We start from the raw sequence: 21,075 nt of genomic DNA, 5'->3' as shown, positions 1-21,075 counted from the left end.
GGTAATCATTGTTCCATTCTCAGTTATCAAGTATTAAGGAACATTGCTAAAGCTCCCCTTCTAGAAAATTGATGATGTAGACTTCTGGTCTAGCAAGAAACTCTGTAAAGCTGCATAAATCAGCGTATTCTTCATGCTCCACATCATAGCACCCAATTTGGCCCTTTCCATTTGGGTTCCACACTACTTCTATGTCAGAATAATTATCAACATATGCCGAAAGTCGGAGAAGTTTTTGACGACCAAGCTTCATCTCAATTGTGTCTGTAAGCTTAAAAAACTCAATATACTGAATGTCATAATCATTTGGTGGAAGTTTAAGATACAATTTATCACCCGTTAGAAAATCGACCAATTCATCTGGTAAATTATATTTATTTAATGCATATTTTTTATTTACTATTGAATGAAGTTCCGCAGGTTCTTGTGCTTTCAAATAATTCGCTAGCTCTTCATTTTTCAAACCTACGGCAATAGTATAAGCTCTTTCTCCATTTTTCTCGGTTAAAGAGACATCTGCACCACGTTCAACCAAATATTTCACCATAGCAATATTCCCCATGCGTGAGGCAATAGTTAACGGTGTGGCAGCATAGGGGTAAACCATGTCAGACTTTTGATAATTAATATCTGCCCCCTCATCGAGTAAATAAGTGACTGTTTTCATATCATAATTAGCTACAGCCTCACGTAATACGGCCCCACCATGTTCTTTAATATCTAGTCCGAGCTCATGAATAAGTGGGATATTTTTTTTATTCCCATAGTAGGCCTGTGAAAAGGCTCCAGAACCAACCTGATTATATCCATCTAGATTTGCCCCTTGTTTGACAAGGTAACGGATGATATTCTCCTTACAATATCGAACAGCAACTAAAAAAGCAGGGTTTTTTTCGACATTCAAGTTGACATTATATTCAACTAACAGTTTTACTACATCAAATTTTTGTAAAATCAGTGCTAAGTTTAATGGACTTAACGTGGTATGCTTACTTAATATAAAATGTTCTTCAATATTCCAGCCCCTATTCTTTGCTACTCGTAAAGCGGTGATATTACCAGTATAAATATGCATTGCAATCTCTGGTAGCTCCTGAAATGTCCCAATATCTTTTAGCTTAATCATCTATTGAATGGCTCCCTTCCTACATTTACGAAAAGTATAGAAAACAACCTATAACAAAACAACAGGATATATGGCTCCAGTTTTAAAAAGATCATGATGAAGTCAAAAAGATTTATACTAATTTTTATAGTTACTTTGTTAAAATTGTGGCAAGCATTAAAAATTTCCCAGGAAAAGGCATACAAAAAGAGCTCTCAATTTTAAATAGATTGAGAGCTCTTCCTTATTTATTTCAAACCTAGTGCTTTATCTGTTGTTGCATTAATTTCTTTTAGAAGCTCTGGGTTTTCTGCTAAAGATAAACCATATGATGGAATCATTTCTTTAATTTTTGGTTCCCACTCTTTGATATGTTGAGGGAAACATTTATTAAGAACCTCAAGCATAACATGTACAGCAGTAGACGCACCTGGTGAAGCTCCGAGTAAAGCTGCAATTGAACCATCAGCAGCACTTACAACTTCCGTACCAAATTGAAGTGTACCTTTACCGCCCGCTTCTGTATCTTTAATAACTTGTACACGTTGACCAGCAACGATAATATCCCAATCATCACTCTTCGCGTTTGGAATGAACTCACGTAACTCTTCCATACGTTGTTCTTTTGAAAGCATAAGCTGTTGGATTAAATACTTTGTTAATCCCATCTCTTTAACGCCTGCCGCTAATAAAGTTGTGATATTATGCGGTTTAACAGAAGCAAATAAATCCATATTTGAGCCTGTTTTTAAGAACTTAGGTGAGAAACCTGCGAATGGTCCAAATAGTAGTGATTTTTTATTATCAATATAACGTGTATCAAGATGCGGTACTGACATTGGTGGAGCACCAACTTTTGCTTTTCCATACACTTTTGCATGATGCTTTTCAGCTACTTCTGGATTATTACATTGTAAGAATAGACCACTAATTGGGAATCCACCAATATGTTTTCCTTCAGGAATACCAGATTTTTGTAGTAATTCTAGGCTTCCTCCACCAGCTCCAAGGAAGACAAATTTCGCTGAATGATATTCCATTTTACAGCCGTCTAAATCATGCACACGTACTTCCCATGAACCATCACTAGTTTGTTTTAAACTTTCAACACTGTGTTTGTAGTTCACATCTACATCTTGTGCTTTTAAGTGGTCAATTAACATACGTGTTAAAGCACCAAAGTTAACATCTGTACCAGTGTCAATTTTCGTTGCAGCAATATCTTCACCAGCTGGACGATTTTCCATAATAAGTGGAATCCATTTTTTTAGTGTTTCAGGATCTTTTGAGAATTCCATTCCTTCAAATAAAGGATTTTTTGTCATCGTTTCATGACGTCTTTTTAGAAACTCAACATTTTCTTTCCCTTGTACTAAACTCATATGTGGTAAAGGCATAATGAAGTCTTGTGGATTATTGATCAGCTTATTGTTTACAAGATACGACCAAAATTGTCTTGAAACATGGAACTGTTCATTAACATTAATCGCTTTTTTGATATCGATTGATCCGTCTTTTTTCTCTGAAGTGTAGTTCAGCTCACATAGTGCAGCATGTCCAGTTCCAGCATTATTCAATTCGTGAGAACTTTCCTCGCCTGCTTTCTCAAGCTTTTCAAACACTGTAATTTTCCAATCTGGTGCTAATTCTTTGAGTAATGTTCCCAAAGTTGCACTCATGATTCCGGCACCAATTAAGATAACATCTGATTTAATTTGTCTGTTACTCATTTTTACCTTCCTTATATATTAAGATTTGCAGAAAGGATGTAAGCACTCCTGCTTTAGAAGTACTGTAAGCCATGGAGCAACCTCGGAGCACACCATTTCTGTATCAATTATTACCTTATTGCAGTTTATCACAATTAGTTCAAGAATAAAATATCAACTATTTATATGAGAGTTATCCGCTTTTTTCGAGTCTTTCTGTTCATAATTCAAGCAAAAAACTCACTATTTCTTACGGATAAAACTAGGATTATTTAAGCTTTTTGGAATAATCGGCCTAAAAATGGTTGACATTTTCATAAAAAATAGGTTCTTTTTTTATTATATCTATATAATAACATAAAATTAGGGAGCTCGTCTTGTTTCTGAACTAACTCCCTACTCCTTAAGTTTAATCATCGATTGGACTTTTCATATGCCAGCCATCTATACGAAAACCCCCCATTTTTTTGAGTACATAATTGACTAATGCTTCAAATAACTCCATCTTCTTTTGAGCATCATCTTCTTGCATTGCTTTCATAAAAGATTTTTTAAAGTAATCATCTGGAAATGCTGTCTTACAATATTTTTGTAGATACAGTGGATCTTCAAGATACGCACAGATTTGATAAGAAGGTATCATTTCTAAATTCAAAAAGTGACAGTACTCCGTAAACAAATTAGCTAATTCGTTATGGTACGTAAAGGTAAAGTCTTTCCTATCTTGTTCATAACAGTCCTTTAAATTATCTAATGCATCCCATAATCCGTATTTTTTTATTTCTAAGACAGTTTTATTCACTTTCTTATATCTTTTGCTTAGCCACTCTTCTGCTTCATATTTTAGGTCTTTTATTATTCCAGTATAATCACATAGAATTCTACCTGTTTTAAATTGCACCATCGACATAGTTCTACGCTTGTTAAAATCATCTAGGAAATACCGACGAATTTGACTTGGAGGATTAGCAAAGTATTCAATTAGAAACCCATTAATCACTCGATTGCCTCTTTCCCGCCATGCCACATCTTCTGCCAAAATAATATGTACATCGATGTCAGATCGCTTAGAGGGATTCCCCGTAACATAACTCCCACAAACAAGCGCTCCTATAACCTCATCTCTGTCTTGCCAATCTTTTAAGAACGTTTCTAGTGCTGTTTTCCATTTGTCCAACAATTAATCAATCCCTTTTGTAATTTTTTAATAGTATTATTTTTTTCTTCAGTCATTCCCTATTTCTATAATAGAGTTCATTGAATAAAAAAACCGTACTCTCTTTCAAGTACGGTTCTTAGTTAAAATAAACTTGATAAAAATGTTTGCATAGATGTTGGTAATAGCTGATAGAACAGTCCTTCATATTTAATATCGAGTACGCCCGCAATGATGATAATAACGATTATGAAAAATAAAAGAATTTTCTTATTTTTAGAAGTCCACTTCAATAGATTCACTCCCCTGACTTTATAGTAAGCATGTTCAGTATAGATGGGTTTATATAAAGTAGTCATCCCTAATTTATAGTTGTCACTTAATTTTATAATGTCACATAAATTAAAATAATACGGTAAAATCGATCATTATGTAAGAAAGGAATGACTATGGTAAATTTTAAATCTTTTCGTGGTGTGATAACAAACATAAATAATTTTCCTGTAGGACAAAATGGGGACCGAGATGGCTGTTATAAAATGATGACTGTAGAAGATGGAACTGGTGGAGTCGTAAATTTTATCATTTCTCCTTCTACTTATTTTGTAAATCAAGAAATCGTTACAACAGGTCAATGGGTTACAGGTTATTATGATGGTGATGCACCAGTACCAATGATTTATCCACCACAATATCGTGCATTGATTGTTGTCAAAGAAAGTAATTATCAAAATGTTAAGGTGGACTATTTTAATAACCAATTAGTTAGTAATGATGGACAATTACAATTAAATCTTTCTTCTACTACTATTATTTCACTTAAAAACGGTCAACCTTTTTCAAATAATCCAGCTAATCGCAACCTCATTGTCATTTATGGTCCTACTACTAGAAGTATTCCTGCGCAAACTTCACCATATGAAATCATTGTTTGGTGTTAGTTACATCACTAAAATGATAAACGGCTTAGTTCCCTCTTTATGGGTGTAAGCCGTTCATATTTGTCATTATCTATTCATATCATTTTTCATTTCATGCAATTGCTGTTTAATCTGATCCAAATATTCTTTATTTTGCTGAACAGTATCTAAATGTTCACCATATTGCTCTGCATTAAAACGAGCATTTTCTGCATGCTTAATTTGGTTAAAGGCATGCTCTATTGCTATTTCTTCTGGATGTGACTTTGCATGCTTTAACATGCGATCAGCCTTTTGTACAGAATTACTAAACAATGTACTAGGATGATCCTGCTTCCAACTTGTATCTGAGTGTTTAGCCAATTGATACATCTTCCCTTCCTAAAGAAATTTCATTGTTCTAAAAGTAGTATTATGAATTGCTTAGGAAATATGTATGGAAGAAAATTAAAAAACAGTATTTCCCAGGACATAAAAAGAACTAAGGCTAAATCCTTAGTTCCTCTCAATGTGTTGAATAGATAGTCAAATATAAACTAGTGCCACGCAGTTCTCTCACTAACCGGTTGTTTGATACCTGTTTTTCCTTGCGTTTCAGCAAAGTCCTTGACCTGTGATGAAGCCGCATCAAGCCCAAATTCAGCACCAAACTCTTCCTGAGGAAGTTTCTGACGCTGCTGAATTGATTGCTTTGCACTTCTCGTTCCATTTGCTTTTGCATTGTTACGATTTGTTTTCATATTTGACATAACCATCCTCCATCGATTATTTGAAAAGTTTCAAAACCGTTTATTTGGTTTTTTAAACTTCTCACTCTAAAGTTTGTCCATCGAGGAATAAAAGAATGTGCATTAAATTTTCTATTTAGCTAAGGATAATGTTGAGGCTTTTTCAATGTTAAGTCGCTTGCAATCTTATTTTCTTTCTGACTATAATACTTGTATACAAGTATACTCTGGATCGAAAAGGTGATATTATGAGCGAATTAAAGGATTACTTATATCCACAAAAATGGCTTTCTAAGGCTTCAACAGGCGATCGCGTAGCATATGAACTTAGAATGCGTATTATTTCAGGATTAATTGAAAGCGGTACCATTCTTTCTGAAAATAAACTTGCAGCAGATTTTGAAGTAAGTCGTTCGCCCATTCGTGAAGCATTAAGAATATTAGCGGCTGAAAATATCATTCGATTAGAAAAAATGGGTGCTGTTGTCCTTGGTTTATCGGAAAAAGAGATTGAAGAAATTTATGATGTTCGATTGCTGATTGAAACATTTGTGTTTGAACGTCTTATAAAAATGGATACAACTAACTTAGCGCTAGAGCTTAGCAAAACATTAGAAATGATGAAGGTTGCCATTAAATATAACGATGCAGACGAATTTTCTTATCAGGATATTATGTTCCACGAGGCAATTATTCGCTCCATCGGACATTCCTATATCACCATGATTTGGAATAATTTAAAACCAGTAATGGAAGGCTTAATTTTATTATCAATGCGTATGCGCTTTAAAGAAAAATATGAGGATTTTACTCGCATTGTGAAAAATCACGAACTCTATATTGATGCTATTAGAGCCAAAGATCGAGAGCTTATGATCAAATCCTTACATGAAAATTTTGATGATGTTCAAGGCAAGGTAGAAGACCTATGGCGGTCACAGCAAATGCTATCTAAAGGGGTTGAGCCACAAAATGACTAACTATATGTTAGGTGTTGATATAGGGACTACTAGTACAAAAGCTGTGTTATTTAGTGAACAAGGTAAGGTTATTCAACAAGAAAATATAGGGTATCCATTATATACGCCTGATATTTCAACAGCTGAGCAAAATCCAGAAGAGATTTTTCAAGCTGTACTGCAAGCCATTTCTAACATTATGAAAGTCCATTCAGATAAATCATTATTATTTGTGTCCTTTAGTAGTGCTATGCATAGTGTAATCGCTATAGACGAAAATGATTTACCGTTAACACCTGTTATCACATGGGCAGATAATCGTAGTGAAGCTTGGGCACATAAAATTAAAGATGACTGGAATGGTCATGAAATTTATAAAAGAACAGGTACACCTATTCACCCAATGTCACCTCTAAGCAAAATTACTTGGCTTGTGCATGAACATCCTGAAATCGCGTGCAAAACAAAGAAATATATCGGTATTAAAGAATACATTTTTAAAAAATTCTTTAATCAATATGTCGTCGATTATTCATTAGCCTCGTGTATGGGCATGATGAATCTCCACACATTAGATTGGGACGAAGAAGCGTTAACTGTTGCCGGTATTTCGAGAGCACAATTGTCGACACTCGTACCAACAACTCAATTATTTTCGAACTGCAATGACCTTTTAGCTAAACAAATTGGTATTGACCCACAAACACCTTTTATCATTGGTGCAAGTGATGGCGTACTTTCTAATCTAGGTGTGAATGCCATTCGAGAAGGTGAAATTGCTGTCACAATTGGGACAAGTGGTGCTATTCGCACTATTATTGATAAGCCTAAAACTGATGTGAAAGGTAGAATTTTCTGCTATGCCTTAACAGAGAATCATTGGGTCATTGGTGGACCTGTAAACAATGGCGGTATGGTACTTCGCTGGATTCGGGATGAATTTGCTTCATCTGAAATTGAAACAGCCAAAAGACTCGGGATTGATCCATATGAAGTATTGACCAAAATTGCAGAACGTGTAAGACCGGGTGCTGATGGATTGCTATTCCATCCGTATTTATCGGGTGAACGTGCACCTTTATGGAATCCAGATGTACGTGGATCATTTTTTGGTTTAACCATGTCGCATAAAAAAGAACATATGATACGAGCAGCTCTTGAAGGGGTTATCTACAATTTATATACCGTCTATTTAGCATTGCTCGAGTGTATGGAAACTCCCGTAACTCGTATTCAAGCGACAGGTGGTTTTTCACGCTCTGAGATTTGGAGACAAATGATGGCTGATATTTTTGAATCGGAAGTAGTTGTCCCTGAAAGTTATGAGAGCTCCTGTCTTGGTGCTTGTATTTTAGGTTTATATGCTATCGGAAAAATCGATTCCTTTGACATTGTCGCTGATATGATTGGTGACACTTATAAACATACACCTATCGAAGATGCAGCAAAAGAATATAGACAGCTACTCCCTATTTTCATTCGTTTATCCAGGGTGTTAGCAGATGATTATGCATCCATTGCTCAATATCAAAGGAGCTTAATTAAGCCCGACTAAAGAGGAGGAGAATACATGCCATTAATTATTGTAGGTATTGGTATTATCGCACTGTTAATTTTAATAATGGGCTTTAAATTAAATACGTTTATCTCATTAATTATCGTTTCATTTGGAGTGGCATTGGCTCTTGGGATGCCTTTAGATGGCATCGTGAAGACGATTGAAGCAGGATTAGGCGGTACATTAGGTCACTTAGCATTAATATTTGGACTTGGAGCTATGCTAGGGAAACTAATTGCTGATTCAGGAGGGGCACAGCGTATTGCCATGACCCTTGTTAATAAATTTGGGGAAAAGAATATCCAATGGGCTGTTGTAGCGGCATCCTTTATTATCGGTATAGCTCTTTTCTTTGAAGTAGGATTAGTGCTATTAATCCCTATAGTCTTCGCTATTTCAAGACAATTAAAGGTTTCTATTTTATATTTAGGAATTCCTATGACTGCAGCATTATCTGTTACACACGGATTTTTACCACCTCATCCAGGACCAACTGTCATCGCTGGTGAATTCGGGGCAAACATTGGTGAAGTTTTACTTTATGGATTTATCATCGCCATTCCGACCGTTATTTTAGCAGGGCCGCTATTCACAAAATTAGCGAAAAGGTTAGTGCCTGAATCATTCAACAAAACTGGTAATATCGCTTCTCTTGGTGAACAAAAAACATTTGAACTAGAGGATACACCTAGTTTTAGTATCAGTGTTTTCACTGCACTACTACCTGTTATTTTAATGTCTATCGCTACTATTATTACACTGCTACAAAAAACAATAGGCTTTGAAGATAATGGCTTCTTAGCAGGAATCCGCTTCATCGGTGAAGCTGGTACATCCATGTTAATCTCCTTACTAGTGGCTACCTATACGATGGGAATCGCAAGAAACATTCCTATTAAACAGGTCATGGAATCATGTACTACAGCAATTACTCATATCGGCATGATGCTCTTAATAATTGGTGGAGGGGGCGCCTTCAAGCAGGTATTAATCGATGGTGGTGTTGGGGATTACGTTGCTGAGTTATTCCATGGAACTACCTTATCACCGATCTTACTTGCTTGGATTATCGCCGCTATTTTACGTATTTCATTGGGATCAGCTACCGTTGCTGCTTTAACAACAGCTGGGTTAGTCATTCCAATGTTAGGTCAAAGCGATGTAAACCTTGCCTTGGTCGTATTGGCAACGGGGGCAGGAAGCTTAATTGCTTCACATGTCAATGATGCTGGTTTCTGGATGTTTAAAGAGTATTTTGGGCTGAGCATGAAGGAAACCTTTGCTACATGGACACTACTCGAAACAATAGTATCTGTGGCTGGTTTAGGATTTATTTTATTACTTAGTTTATTTGTTTAAGAAATGTATAAAAAGGAGCGGGCACAATGTTAAATACAATAGGCGTTATTGGTTTAGGCGTGATGGGCAGTAATATCGCTTTAAACATGGCTAATAATGGCGAGCAAGTAGCCGTTTATAATTACACACGAGATTTAACCGACAAACTTCTAGAAAAAGTCGAAGGACAGGCGCTTACTCCCTACTATGATATAGAAGACTTCGTACAATCTTTAGAGAAACCAAGAAAGATTTTTTTAATGGTTACAGCAGGAAACGCTATTGATTCTGTTATTCAGTCTGTAGTGCCTTTCCTTGAAAAAGGCGATGTGATTATGGATGGTGGTAACTCACACTATAAAGATACTGAGCGTAGATATGATGAATTAAAGGGACTAGGAATCGGATATTTAGGCATTGGTATTTCTGGTGGTGAAGTTGGTGCATTGACAGGTCCTTCTATCATGCCAGGTGGAGATCAAGAGGTCTATGAAAAAGCTGCGCCTATTCTTACGAAGATCGCAGCACAAGTAAAAGGGATGCCATGCTGTACGTATATTGGCCCTAAAGGTGCAGGTCACTTCGTTAAAATGGTCCACAATGGAATCGAATATGCAGATATGCAACTAATTGCCGAAGCTTATACATTTTTAAGAAAAAATGTTGGGTTATCTGTTGAGGAAATTGCTACTATCTTTGAAACTTGGAATCAAGGCGAACTAAAAAGCTACTTAATCGAAATTACAGCTGACATTTTAAGAAAAAAAGATGAAGTAACGGGATTACCGCTAATTGATATGATTCTTGATAAAGCAGGTCAAAAAGGGACTGGAAAATGGACTAGTATGCAATCCATTGATAATGGTATTCCTACATCCATTATTACAGAGGCCTTATTTGCACGCTATATTTCATCATTAAAAGGGGAGCGAGTTCGTGCGGAGGCTGTATTAACAGGACCTGACTACAATCAACAAAGCCTTGATAAAGAGGTTTGGGTTGAATACGTACGACAAGCTTTGTATATGGGTAAAATCTGTGCTTATGCGCAAGGTTTCACACAATATAAAATGACATCGGAACTTTATGACTGGAACTTGCCATTAAAGGATATTGCATTAATTTTCCGTAGCGGCTGTATTATCCGTGCAGAGTTCTTAAATGTTATTAGTGAAGCCTACCAACAGCAGCCTACTCTAGATAATTTATTAATTGACCCATACTTTGCAGAAAAGACGAAGGACTATCAAATGGGATTGAGAAAAATTGTGTGTGAAGGTATACAAGCAGGTAATGCATTCCCATGTTTAAATGCTTCTCTCACATATTATGATAGTTATCGCACAGGTTCATCAAATGCCAATATGTTACAGGCCCAACGTGATTACTTTGGCGCTCATACGTATGAACGTATTGATGCAGAAGGTGTTTTCCATACAAATTGGTAAGTAAAAAGCTAAAATATACATCATTCCCTATCGATGACTGATTGTATATTTTAGCTTTTTTTATTCTCTATAAACATGGACTCGATTACGTCCTGCTTCTTTTGCTGCATATAAGGCTTTATCGGCTTTATTCAAAAGCTGATAAAGCGACTCTTCTCCAATTTTACCCTCTGCCACTCCACAGCTAATCGTCGCTCTAATAGTGCCCACAATAGTCATAAGGGGAGAAGTCTCTATGCTGCGACAGAGCTGATTTGCTAATTTTTCACCTTCAGCTAATGTATAGCCCTTGAGTGTAAGAACAAACTCCTCACCGCCATACCTTGCAAAAAATTGTCCATTTTTCAGCTCACTCTGGCAAGCCTTTACAACATGAACAAGTAATTGATCCCCAGTTCCATGTCCATACGTATCATTTACATGTTTAAAGTGATCAATATCCATTAAAACGACTGTAAAGCCAGTAGCTTCTTCGTACGTTTCTAGATGTTTGAAAAAAGCTCGACGATTATAGATTTGTGTAAGCTCATCATAGTAAGCCTGTTGTTCTAACATATGTTGTAGCTTTTTTACTTCAGTAAAATCCGTGAAAATTAGCAGTAACCCATTACCATGATTAACATGCTGGAGTGCTGATATACGTACTTGATAAGTACGATTGATATGGTTTAGCTCAATTTCTTGCGTATTCTCTATCGCTTTCAAATTAAAGGGCATAAATTGTCCAGTTACCTGGAGCCACACCTGGGCAAAGTCCATACCAAACATGGATCTAGATAGTTGAGGGAACATTTGGTTACACGATTGATTAAACTCTATTAATCGTGACGATTCATCTAGCACAATGACACCATCATTGATATTATGAAATATTACATCCTTAGTAATAGGCATGACGCTAAATAAACGAGAGGAACTTATTGACCATAAATACAACAGTGAGGAAGCCCATAACACCATTGGAACGGGATCAACTCCTTGAGGTGTTAAGCCCAACAAGTAAATAAATGCGGTTACCATAGGGATCAGCTGACCACACATTAAAGCAATGAGTTGTTTTCGATAGGCTTTACTTGTTTCTTTCCATTGCTTTACTATTAATAAAAATGCTACAAACATACAGCCAAATGTAAATATCCCATGTATGATATACCATACTCCAATTTCCTGATGAATATAAGGTGATCCCAATACAGGGTCAATTTCAAATACTCTATAATGAAAATGGTGCATATCATTTGTAGCAACCATGATTAAGCTGATAAAGGGAATGGAAAGTAGTGCAATTACCTTTTTCCGTGTCAGTTGAAAGCCCAAATATCTCATGATAAACAATAGTCCGAGAGGTGTTGAAGTGGCCATACCTGCGTATTGAATAGCGGTCCAAAACTTTATTGCCCCCAATGTTGTCGCTATTAAACCAAAAGCAGAGGCAAAACAATATATCGATATTAATGCGGTATAACTAATAAACAAATGCGCAATTTTTGTATAGTTAAATCGTTGTAGAAATACGTATAAACATAAATACAAATTTAGTACACCCGATGTGCAGCCAAGAGTAATAAAAGCAGTCAATTGTGAATTCATGTCTATGTACCTCTTTAAAATTTTGTGGATTTATTTATTTATTGCTCAAATGGTAGCTAAAAAATTTTTAAGGAGTACCAGTATGACTAATAGGGACAACCCTGAAATCATTTTTATTACAGATCCAGCCGAAAGCCTAACCCACCCGTTTTTTAATAAACAAATTGTTTTTACTGGAGCTCTTTCTACAATGACCCGTTCAGAAGCAGCTAAACAAGTAAAAGTTTGTGGAGGGTCCTTGCAAGGCGCCGTTACACAGCAAACAGACTTCGTTATTCTTGGAGATAAACGTCGTGGTATTAGTACTAAACAACGTAAAGCAGAACACCTCATAAATCAGGGTCATGACATTCAACTAATAATAGAGGATGATTTTTTATGGCTTATTTCGATGAAAGAGGACATTCAAAAATAAAAGGAGTATGTAAGATCAATTTACATACTCCTTTTTTATGCTTATTGCAGCGGAACAACGATCGGCTTTATTGTATACGGTTCTTTTATAAGTTCCAATGCTCCTGTACTATCCTTGATCTTGTAGAAGTTTACTACAGGAGTGATCATTATAGATGTTGCTTGTTTATCAAAATTATTAATAACAATGCGTGGGAAATTTCCTCGACCTACAAAGTCTGTATTATGACTATTTCCTCTAAAATGAATAACATTATACTCATTCCCTAAATTATCTTTCACGACATATTCAATGCCAGCCCCTCGCCATTCACCATTTTCCTTCTCTACAAACACCTCTTCTGAAAGATAAATTGCTGTAGAGATAGGGGTTTTCGTTATTTTAAAAGCTTCTATTTTTATACCTTCCGCTTCCGTTTTCATGCTATCTTTTTCTATACGCTGTGTTTTACTTTCAAGCTTCCCTAAAGTAAATTCAAATGACCAATTTCCTGCCACAGCATTATTCACATTATTTAAATCAACAACTTGATCTCCTTGAAAAGTAATATGAACTTCCTCAGGCTTTGAGCCTCTGATGAGTTCAAAAATATATAATACTGCATACTCATTGTCGTTTATCTTTTGAACCAAATGATTCGTGGCATAGCCTCCATATTGATACCTTTTACCAAATTCCTTAGCAGTTAGTTCACGATTTTCACCATATAATACTGGCCTTTCTCCTAAATCTTTCGCACTTTTAATGGTGTACGCAATGGTAATATTTTCTCCATCATATACAGCATCGTTTACAGATACTTCGATCCCATTACTCTCCTGGACCATTCCAATATTTGTAGAGTATTCATCATAATTGTCGAAAACATACTTTTCGTTATCAATGAACAACTCGAAGATATTTCCGATAATCGGCATATTCGCTGCAAATGTAGGAAATGCATAGCCAATTGTAATACTAGAAGCGATGAAAAAGGTTGCTGCAGCAACAAAATTTCTAATAAAGTGCTTTTTCTTTTTTGCCTTTAACACATTTCTTTTAATTCTCTCTTTTTCAAGCGTACTCACTTCCATTGGCTCTATATTTATATGATCAAGATTTAAATGATTAAATTGTTGATATAGCTTTTTCATGACATACTCCCCCCTAAATGAATTTGCTGTAATCTTTTTTTCCCACGATATAATCGGTTATTAATAGCAGCTTTTGTTAAACCACAATGCTCAGCAATTTCTTCGTTTTTCATATTTAAAAAGTATTTCATTGTAAAAATATCACGGTCCAATTGCTCCAATTGACTCATCATCATAAGTAACTCCTCTGTAGATGACTATTAAATATTCATCCTCAGCAGATTTTACTGCATTTCCTGTTTCAATTTCATAAAAAAATGGCGCTTTAGATAGCTTTCTTTGCTTCGTAATAGCTTTATACTTCGCTATAGTGCAAATCCATTTTCTAAAATCCTCTTTATCTCCCTTGAACTGTTTAGCATTTTCATATGCACCTAAGAAAGTATCACTTATACATTCTTCAATTATTTGAGGATCATTATAAGATTTTAAGGCATTGTAAATAATAGCTTTTACAATTCCGATACATTCATCAATCACGTATTGAAGTGCTTCTTCTCGATTTTTCTTTAGATGCTTTATAAAGTTTTCAGCTGTTATCCTCATCCAAACACCCTTTCTTCTCACAATCATAAAGGACCCTTCATACAAAACATCGCTAATATTTGGAATTGTTCTCATATTATTTAAAAATATTTACATTTTGAATTGTATAGCCAATATAAAAGGCTAAATCGTCATTGATTTAGCCTTTTACTTATTTAAATATCTATCACTTCACATCAACTATTTATTTACCTTAGGTGCTGGATAATCAAAGCCCTTCGTATCAACCTCAACCTTTTTCATTTGTTGATCTTCTAGTGGTTTATCTGTAGCATCTCGCTCAGCTGCAACAATTGCATCGACTGTTTCCATACCCTCGATGACTTTTCCAAAAGCAGCATAATCTCCATCAAGGTGCGGAGCTTCCTTGACCATAATGAAGAATTGAGAGCCGGCAGAGTTAGGGTCCTTCGAACGAGCCATCGAAATAACACCCCGTTCATGCTTCATGTTATTGTCAAAACCATTTAAAGAAAACTCACCATCAATCGAATAATCTGGTCCACCAGTTCCATTCCCTAATGGATCTCCACCCTGAATCATAAAATCAGGAATCACACGGTGGAAAATAAGGCCATCATAAAACCCTTTATTTACTAAGGAAATAAAATTAGCAACTGTGTTCGGTGCTACGGTAGGCTCCAATTCAATGACAATTTTCTCATCATTATTCATTGTAATGGTTACTATTGGTTTTTCCTTTACCTCTGATGCGTAATTAGCTGTTTTCTGAGATTCCTTAGTTGTATTTCCCTCTGTTTGCTCACTATCTTTAGCAGTACCACAGCCTGTCAACATCATAACGATTGCTAACAGTGAAAACACTAAATAGAAACCTTTAAAACGTGCGAACATATTCTTTCAACTCCTCTTGTTAACCGTCTATTCATTATAAAACTATCGGGTTATTTACAACAAATCAAGGTAGTTCCTATCAGCAAGATTATAAAAACCTTTGTATTATTCATAGCATTAGAACAATTATGCCAGGAATGGTAGATTTAATTTTCCTATTAAATACATATCAAAAGAAAGATAACTGAACTTCACATAAAGAAGGATTGTAGTCCTACTTTATAAAGCTAATAACAAAAACTTAGAATACTTTTAAAAATTTTTAACTAATTTCTACATTTTTTTACCAACATGTTTATTACTACTGTAAAATGAAAATAATGAGACATTCGATACGAATAAAGCAAAAATTTAATAAAAATTTCTATGGGACAACGATACAAAATGGGAGGTTCACTTAAATGTCTATGGAACAAACAAGGTATTCTCGACTGGCCAATATTACGAAGATGATTAACATGAAGCTAGATTTACGTGAAGTATTGGAGCAGGTAACAACTGCAATATCTGAAGAAATCGTCAAATGTGATTCTGTGGGCATTTATCTGCCACAAAAAGATGGAACATTTAGAGGGTATGTTGGAAAACCAGAAGTAATTAATGGTTGGACATTGAATATGCATATTATTGACACCGAAATAGATTTACTGGCTAAAGAAGTAATTGAAACAAAGAAAACAATCTATATTCCTGATACGTCAAAGGATAATCGACCTGACCCTCGAGCTGTTGAAGGATTTCATATTAAATCTTTGTTAGTACTACCTATTTCCTTTGAGCAAGAATTATTTGGTCTTGTTTTTTTATTTGATTATGGTATTCCAATGAACTTAACAGAGGAAGAAATTCAAACGGTTGAAGCATATGTAAATATGGCTGCTGTTGCTATCCAAAACGCAAACAACTTAGCTTATAAAGAACACCTTATTAACGAAAAACAGTTGCTGCTGGATGTTACACGTGACTTATCAATGTGCTCTTCACTACAAGAGAGTCTTGATAAATGCTTTTTTTACTTAGAAAAGGTTCTAGACAATAAAAATATTGGCGTTCACCTATTAGACCCTTTAGCAGAAAAGAATATTAAACCAGCAAAGTTGAGTAAGGATAGCGATTGGACAGAAGAAAATTGGCTAAAAACACATAATAAAATAAAAATTGATGAAAGCAATGATGCTGTAATGCAGGAGGTTTTTGAAACCAAAAAGGCCATTCTTATTCCAAATGTCTTTGAGGATGACAGACCTAATCATGAAGTCTGTCGCAATTTTGGCATAAACGGTTTAGTTATGTTTCCTTTGATATCAATGGGTGAGATTTTAGGACAAATCTCTATTGTAAATCTTGAGAAAAAGCCATTCTACTACTCAGAAGCTCAATTACAATTAGCCCAATCAATTGTTGATACTACTGCATCTGCATTATCAAACCTGTTATATATGGAAAAGCAAGAGATCATTATCGAGGAAAGAACCTCCGAAGTAAGAGAAAAAAATAAAGAGCTTGAAAGAGTTGTCGCAGAGTTACAGCAGCTTAGCCGTGAAAAGGAGTTGATTCTCAATTCCGCAGGGGAGGGGATCTTTGGGTTAGATCTTGATCGAAACATTACATTTTGCAATCCTGCGGGTGCACACATGTTGGGATATGAAACAGAGAAGGAACTGATTGGAAAATCAGTCGATATTATAATGAGTGGCTGTGAAACAGAGGACAAAATTATGGTTTCACCCTTCTTAAACACAAATTTTAATAGCTACAAAGTTTTTTTTAGAAAAGATAATTCAAACTTTCCAGTCGAATATGTAACCTCATTAATAAAAGAAGGAGACAATGTCGTAGGTGAAGTTGTGACATTTAAAGATATAACACAAAGAAAGCAACTAGAAGAGAAAATTAAATACCACGCTTATTTTGATAGCTTAACAGATTTACCCAACCGAATTCTTTTATTAGACCGATTAACTCAAGGTTTAAAATCTGCAAAAGTGAATGGTGAAAAATTAGCAGTTCTCTATTTAGATCTAGATCGTTTCAAATTAGTAAATGATTCACTCGGTCATAGCTATGGGGATCTATTGCTCCAAAATGTAGCCAAACGTTTAAGTGCTTGCGTTCCAGAAGATGCAACCGTGTCAAGGCAGGGTGGGGATGAGTTTACAATCTGTTTACCTAATATTAAATGTGAAAACGACATTTTGAAGGTTATTAATTGTATAAATGATTCCTTCTCTAAACCTTTTAATTTAATAGACCATGAAATTTACATTAAAACAAGTATCGGTATAAGCCTGTTTCCTGAAAACGGTGAGACTACAGAAACATTAATAAAAAATGCAGACACAGCTATGTACAAATCAAAAGAAACACCCGGTACTAGCTACCATTTCTTTAGCGAAGGGATGGATACAAGAACTTTTGAAAGTATCCAACTTGAGAATGATTTATATAAAGCTTTAGAGCGAGATGAACTAATTATCTTCTATCAGCCACAAATAAATTATAAAACAAATAGAATTAAGGGTGTTGAAGCTCTATTAAGATGGAATCATCGAAAACATGGAATGATAGCACCGGATAAGTTTATTCCCATTGCTGAAGAAACAGGTTTAATTGTTCCTATAGGTGAGTGGGTTCTTAGGGAAGCCTGCAAGCAATTAAAAGAATGGCATAACCAGGGATGTCCTTTAATTAGTGTGTCGGTGAATTTATCTGTCCATCAGTTCGAGCAGAATGATTTATTTGCTATTGTAAAAAACGTCCTAAAGGAAACAGATTTGTCACCCGAGTATTTACAACTAGAGCTTACGGAAAATCTCATTGTTAAAAATACAGAGGTAACTTTAAAAACGATGACACAACTGCAAGGACTTGGGGTAAATTTAGCAATTGATGATTTTGGTACTGGATATTCATCCCTAGGTTATTTGAAAAACTTGCCGATTTCTACATTAAAAATTGATAAATCCTTTGTTCAAGAAATGTTAACGGATGACGCAGCAGCCATTACGAATACGATTATTACGCTTGCTCAAAACTTAAAACTGGAGGTTATTGCCGAAGGAGTTGAAACCAAAGAACAGGCAGACTATTTATTGGCACAAAATTGTCATTTAATGCAAGGATATTTTTTCAGCAAGCCTATGAAATCTGGAGAAATTATGAAAAAATATTTCAAGTAGTGTTTAAATTTATTAAGCAAAGGAGATTTAAAATGAAAGCAGCTCGTACGGTCTTAGAGTATTTAAAAAATAGCGGTGTGCAATATATTTTTGGCATTCCAGCAGGTTCAGTCAATGCATTTTTTGATGAACTCTATGATATGAAGGAATTAACACCGATTGTCACAAAGCATGAAGGAGCAGCATCATATATGGCTGCTGCTTACGCAAAGTATACAAATCATCTAAGTGTATGTATTGGCTGTAGTGGTCCAGGGGGGACAAATCTTGTAACAGGTGCCGCAAATGCCATGCGAGAGCATTTGCCGGTTTTATTTTTAACCGGTGCTGTTCCTGTTAATACAATTGGTCTAAATGCCTCTCAGGAATTGGATGCGCAACCAATTTTCCAATCAGTTACCAAGTATAGTGTAACTGTTAAAGAATCAAAGGATTTATTAAAGGAAATAGTAAAAGCCTCCGAAATTGCTATATCGGGAGTTCCTGGTCCGGTACATATTGCTATACCAATAGATGTTCAACATGAAACAGTTGAAAACGTAGAAATACCAGCTTCACCAAAAAGAACAGCCATGGTTCCTGAAATAGATACCATTAAAAATGTAGCCGAACAGCTAATACAAAGAAAAAATGGTTATATTTTGGTAGGACAAGGGGTAAGAAATTCTGTTGAATCATTATTAGAATTAGCAGAAATTCTTAATTGGCCTATTATTACAACACCACAAGCCAAAGGGTACATTCCAGAGGATCATCCTCTCCTCGTTGGCGTTTTCGGTTTTGCTGGTCACGAAGCCGCTTCAGAATTGATAGCTGAAGGAGATGGACAAGTATTATTAATTGTAGGTTCAAGTTTAGGTGAAACAGCAACAAATAACTACAATTTAAATCTTACAAAAAACCGCTTTTCTATACAGATGGACTTTGACCAATCCGTCTTCAATCGAAAATACGAGATTGATATGCCCGTGCTAGGTGATATCAATCTAAGTTTATTATTACTTATTGAAGAATTAAGAGCGAAAGGTTTAACAAGAACCTCCCTTGAGATTAAAGAAAATAAAGAAATTCTTGAAAATGCAGAGGAATATAACACGAAAAATGTTCTGTTAAATATTCAAAAATATTTACCAGCATCTACAAGGTATACTATCGATATCGGAGAGTTTATGTCCTATGTCATTCATCATATGAAAGTTTTAGATTATGATACTTTTAATATAAATGTTCATTTTGGCGCAATGGGAAGTGGGATTGGATCTGCTATTGGTTCGAAATTAGCTGAACCTGAACGTCCTGTTGTATGTATCACTGGTGATGGTTGTTTCTTCATGCATGGAATGGAAATATTAACAGCGAAAGAGTATAATTTACCGATTTTATTTATTGTCATGAATAATGCTCGTTTAGGCATGGTATATCATGGACATGCTTTACAGTTTCAACGTACTCATCCATCCTTTGAGCAAAATCCAATTAATATAAGTGCTATGGCTTCAGCGATGGATATACCGAGTTTCCAAGTAACTGGACTACAAGATATTACTAACGATATGATTAATAATTTAATGAATTTAAATGGACCAGCTGTATTGGAAGTAGTTTTAACAGATCATAACACACCTCCTATGGGAGACCGAGTTAAATTTTTATCGTCTTTTGGGAAATAGAACCGTTAAAGCATCATAACTATAAAAAGATCATATAGATGGGGAGAATCTCTCCCCTCTATATGATTTTTTGATCTTACTATAAACTGTTTATGTATTATAAGTTCCCGACTCTAAACCTAACGAATTGTTTACAAATTAGAAAATGAATGTCGAATAACTCCAAGTATAGCCCCTATTGTTTGTCCTTTAAAAGCATCTGAAACTGCTTCACCTGAGGGGTTTGAGAAATAATAGCTGGCCATTTTTTCATTGTAGTAATACCCTAAACCTGTGAGAGCATCTTGTAAGTCAGCTGAGAGCTCTTCTAATCCTGTGTGTTCAGTGAAATACTTTGTAGGAAAGACCTTCACATCCACATCTCCTGCACCAGTGTGTACTACAAATAAGTCTTTTTCATGTTGAACAATCCACTGATCTTTTGAATATAACGAAAGTCGTGATCCTTCTAATGAGGATATTGCTTCTAAATTAACACCAAAAATTTCATTTATTATTTTGCGTATCTTTGCCCCTGTTATTGCCCCATCGTATTGATGTAGATGGTAATCTATTACCCCTCTCCCTGAAGATAAAGACGTCTCTTTTAACTTTTTAGATAGAATAGGTGCTTTATCTAAATTAATACCAAAAATTAAATCAACAACATGAAAAATCTCAGAACTACTCATTTTTCTTCCATAAGAATTTAAATGCTGATCCATCTTTTCTGCCTTTTTCATCATTCAACCCTCCCATAAAAACTATAACACTACTAAAGAAGCAA

20 protein-coding genes are annotated in these 21,075 nt (G+C 35.3%); 8 read left to right on the top strand and 12 right to left on the bottom strand.

Features of this window, described 5'->3' with window-relative positions:
- Positions 1-46: 46 nt before the first annotated feature.
- The 4 genes from SJW71_RS00995 to SJW71_RS00980 all read right to left on the bottom strand — a co-directional run bounded on the left by SJW71_RS00995 (position 47) and on the right by SJW71_RS00980 (position 4,263).
- Positions 47-1,126, bottom strand: a complete 1,080-nt coding sequence (locus SJW71_RS00995) for an ankyrin repeat domain-containing protein (protein ID WP_274795038.1) — start codon at positions 1,124-1,126, stop codon at positions 47-49.
- Positions 1,127-1,353: 227 nt separating this feature from the next.
- Positions 1,354-2,835, bottom strand: a complete 1,482-nt coding sequence (locus SJW71_RS00990) for a malate:quinone oxidoreductase (RefSeq protein WP_274795039.1) — start codon at positions 2,833-2,835, stop codon at positions 1,354-1,356.
- 388 nt (positions 2,836-3,223) lie between these two features.
- Entirely contained in the window at positions 3,224-3,994 is a 771-nt protein-coding gene (locus SJW71_RS00985) for a nucleotidyltransferase domain-containing protein (RefSeq protein ID WP_431811664.1), read from the bottom strand.
- Between the two features lie 119 nt (positions 3,995-4,113).
- Positions 4,114-4,263: a hypothetical protein gene (locus SJW71_RS00980; protein WP_274797399.1), complete on the bottom strand. Its 150-nt coding sequence runs from the start codon at positions 4,261-4,263 to the stop codon at positions 4,114-4,116.
- A gap of 156 nt (positions 4,264-4,419) precedes the next feature.
- On the opposite strand from SJW71_RS00980, the gene SJW71_RS00975 reads away from it, so the two are divergent.
- Positions 4,420-4,911: a hypothetical protein gene (locus SJW71_RS00975; protein ID WP_274795041.1), complete on the top strand. Its 492-nt coding sequence runs from the start codon at positions 4,420-4,422 to the stop codon at positions 4,909-4,911.
- A 66-nt stretch (positions 4,912-4,977) separates the two neighbouring features.
- Here the strand turns inward: SJW71_RS00975 and SJW71_RS00970 are convergent, their stop codons facing one another.
- Positions 4,978-5,253, bottom strand: coding sequence for a hypothetical protein (locus SJW71_RS00970; protein ID WP_274795042.1), 276 nt, complete (start codon positions 5,251-5,253; stop codon positions 4,978-4,980).
- 173 nt (positions 5,254-5,426) lie between these two features.
- The gene (locus SJW71_RS00965) at positions 5,427-5,639 is read right to left on the bottom strand and encodes a hypothetical protein (protein ID WP_431811663.1); all 213 of its coding nucleotides are present in this window, start codon (positions 5,637-5,639) and stop codon (positions 5,427-5,429) included.
- 227 nt (positions 5,640-5,866) lie between these two features.
- On the opposite strand from SJW71_RS00965, the gene SJW71_RS00960 reads away from it, so the two are divergent.
- From SJW71_RS00960 to gnd, 4 genes are read left to right on the top strand one after another with little or no spacing between them, the layout of a single operon-like run.
- Positions 5,867-6,598: a GntR family transcriptional regulator gene (locus SJW71_RS00960; RefSeq protein ID WP_274795045.1), complete on the top strand. Its 732-nt coding sequence runs from the start codon at positions 5,867-5,869 to the stop codon at positions 6,596-6,598.
- Entirely contained in the window at positions 6,591-8,132 is a 1,542-nt protein-coding gene (gntK, locus tag SJW71_RS00955; protein ID WP_274795046.1) for a gluconokinase, read from the top strand. The genes SJW71_RS00960 and gntK overlap by 8 nt, the downstream gene beginning before the upstream one ends.
- Before the next feature lie 15 nt (positions 8,133-8,147).
- A complete protein-coding gene (locus SJW71_RS00950; protein ID WP_274795047.1) occupies positions 8,148-9,494 on the top strand; it encodes a GntP family permease in 1,347 nt (448 codons plus the stop codon).
- Between the two features lie 26 nt (positions 9,495-9,520).
- The gene (gnd, locus tag SJW71_RS00945; protein WP_322611474.1) at positions 9,521-10,921 is read left to right on the top strand and encodes a decarboxylating NADP(+)-dependent phosphogluconate dehydrogenase; all 1,401 of its coding nucleotides are present in this window, start codon (positions 9,521-9,523) and stop codon (positions 10,919-10,921) included.
- 60 nt (positions 10,922-10,981) lie between these two features.
- Here the strand turns inward: gnd and SJW71_RS00940 are convergent, their stop codons facing one another.
- On the bottom strand, positions 10,982-12,511 hold the full coding sequence (locus SJW71_RS00940) for a histidine kinase N-terminal 7TM domain-containing diguanylate cyclase (protein WP_431811662.1): 1,530 nt from the start codon (positions 12,509-12,511) through the stop codon (positions 10,982-10,984).
- 82 nt (positions 12,512-12,593) lie between these two features.
- Here SJW71_RS00940 and SJW71_RS00935 point away from each other — a divergent pair, with 82 nt between their 5' ends.
- Positions 12,594-12,926, top strand: coding sequence for a BRCT domain-containing protein (locus tag SJW71_RS00935; protein WP_274795050.1), 333 nt, complete (start codon positions 12,594-12,596; stop codon positions 12,924-12,926).
- 41 nt (positions 12,927-12,967) lie between these two features.
- On the opposite strand, the gene SJW71_RS00930 is transcribed toward SJW71_RS00935, so the two are convergent.
- From SJW71_RS00930 to SJW71_RS00915, 4 genes are all read right to left on the bottom strand, one after another.
- Positions 12,968-14,059 (bottom strand): DUF4179 domain-containing protein, encoded by a 1,092-nt coding sequence (locus SJW71_RS00930; protein WP_431811661.1) that lies wholly within the window; start codon positions 14,057-14,059, stop codon positions 12,968-12,970.
- Positions 14,056-14,235, bottom strand: coding sequence for a sigma factor-like helix-turn-helix DNA-binding protein (locus SJW71_RS00925; RefSeq protein ID WP_431811660.1), 180 nt, complete (start codon positions 14,233-14,235; stop codon positions 14,056-14,058). Before SJW71_RS00925 ends, SJW71_RS00930 begins: the two co-directional genes overlap by 4 nt.
- Positions 14,201-14,632 carry a sigma factor gene (locus SJW71_RS00920; RefSeq protein WP_431811659.1) on the bottom strand — a complete coding sequence of 144 codons (432 nt, stop codon included), beginning with the start codon at positions 14,630-14,632 and terminating at the stop codon, positions 14,201-14,203. The genes SJW71_RS00925 and SJW71_RS00920 overlap by 35 nt, the downstream gene beginning before the upstream one ends.
- 153 nt (positions 14,633-14,785) lie before the next feature.
- Positions 14,786-15,460: a peptidylprolyl isomerase gene (locus tag SJW71_RS00915; RefSeq protein ID WP_431811658.1), complete on the bottom strand. Its 675-nt coding sequence runs from the start codon at positions 15,458-15,460 to the stop codon at positions 14,786-14,788.
- A gap of 401 nt (positions 15,461-15,861) precedes the next feature.
- Between SJW71_RS00915 and SJW71_RS00910 the strand changes: the two genes are divergently transcribed.
- On the top strand, positions 15,862-18,639 hold the full coding sequence (locus tag SJW71_RS00910; RefSeq protein WP_431811657.1) for a bifunctional diguanylate cyclase/phosphodiesterase: 2,778 nt from the start codon (positions 15,862-15,864) through the stop codon (positions 18,637-18,639).
- Positions 18,640-18,671: 32 nt separating this feature from the next.
- Positions 18,672-20,309 carry a thiamine pyrophosphate-binding protein gene (locus SJW71_RS00905; protein WP_274795055.1) on the top strand — a complete coding sequence of 546 codons (1,638 nt, stop codon included), beginning with the start codon at positions 18,672-18,674 and terminating at the stop codon, positions 20,307-20,309.
- A gap of 131 nt (positions 20,310-20,440) precedes the next feature.
- On the opposite strand, the gene SJW71_RS00900 is transcribed toward SJW71_RS00905, so the two are convergent.
- Positions 20,441-21,034: a hypothetical protein gene (locus SJW71_RS00900; protein WP_431811656.1), complete on the bottom strand. Its 594-nt coding sequence runs from the start codon at positions 21,032-21,034 to the stop codon at positions 20,441-20,443.
- Positions 21,035-21,075 lie beyond the last annotated feature (41 nt).

The sequence above is a fragment of the Lysinibacillus sp. FW12 genome (assembly GCF_050817245.1).
GTDB classification, from domain to species: domain Bacteria; phylum Bacillota; class Bacilli; order Bacillales_A; family Planococcaceae; genus Lysinibacillus; species Lysinibacillus irui.
The sequence above is the reverse complement of the archived record's forward strand: the minus strand, read 5'-3'. Positions and strand labels throughout refer to the sequence as shown.